The sequence below is a fragment of the Streptomyces spiroverticillatus genome, assembly GCA_014650415.1.
Taxonomy (GTDB): Bacteria; Actinomycetota; Actinomycetes; order Streptomycetales; family Streptomycetaceae; genus Streptomyces; species Streptomyces spiroverticillatus.
Window position 1 is genome coordinate 1 of the sequence record BMUX01000085.1, and the last position, 792, is coordinate 792.

Here is a 792-nt window from a genome sequence, read left to right on the forward strand (position 1 = left end):
TGTACGGCATGTTGATCATGGCGGTCATCGCGGTGTTCATCGCCGGGCTGATGGTCGGCCGCACTCCGGAGTACCTGGGGAAGAAGATTGGGACGCGGCAGATCAAGTTCGCCGCCTGCTACATCCTCATCACCCCCGCCCTGGTGCTGGGCTTCACCGCCGTGGCGATGGCGATCGACGGCCCGTCGGAGTCGATGCTGAATTCCGGGGCGCACGGCTTTTCCGAGATCCTCTACGCCTACACCTCGGGTGCGAACAACAACGGGTCCGCTTTCGGTGGCCTCAGTGCCGATACCACCTGGTTCAACAGCACGATCGGTATCGCGATGTTGTTGGGCCGTTTCCTGCCGATGGTGTTTGTTCTCGCGCTGGCGGGTTCGCTGGCTGAGCAGACTCCGGTGCCGGAGACGGCGGGCACGTTGCGGACGCAGAAGCCGCTGTTCACCGGCCTGTTGGTCGGAACCATCATGATCATCACCGGTCTCACCTACTTCCCCGCGCTCGCGCTGGGACCGCTTGCCGAAGGGCTCGCCTCATGAGCACACCTACCGTGACCCGGGCACCGCACCCGGACGTTCCGACCGGACACAAGCCCGAGGACGGCGGCCGGGTCGGCGGGGGCCTCTTCGACCCCAAGCAACTGGTCAAGTCCTTCCCCGACGCGGTCCGCAAGCTCGACCCCCGGGTGATGATCAAGTCACCGGTGATGTTCGTGGTCGAGATCGGCTCCGTGCTGACGACCGTCTTCGCCGTCATGAACCCGGGGGAGTGGTTCGGCTGGGCGATCACCGC

At 65.0% G+C, this 792-nt stretch carries 1 protein-coding gene and 1 pseudogene; both read left to right on the top strand.

Features of this window, described 5'->3' with window-relative positions; genetic code table 11:
- Positions 1-539: potassium-transporting ATPase subunit KdpA (locus IE269_RS42815; RefSeq protein WP_189828782.1), on the top strand; the 539-nt coding region annotated here is incomplete at its 5' end.
- Positions 536-792, top strand: a pseudogene (locus IE269_RS42820) (potassium-transporting ATPase subunit B); the annotation flags it as partial. The gene IE269_RS42815 and the pseudogene IE269_RS42820, both read left to right, overlap by 4 nt.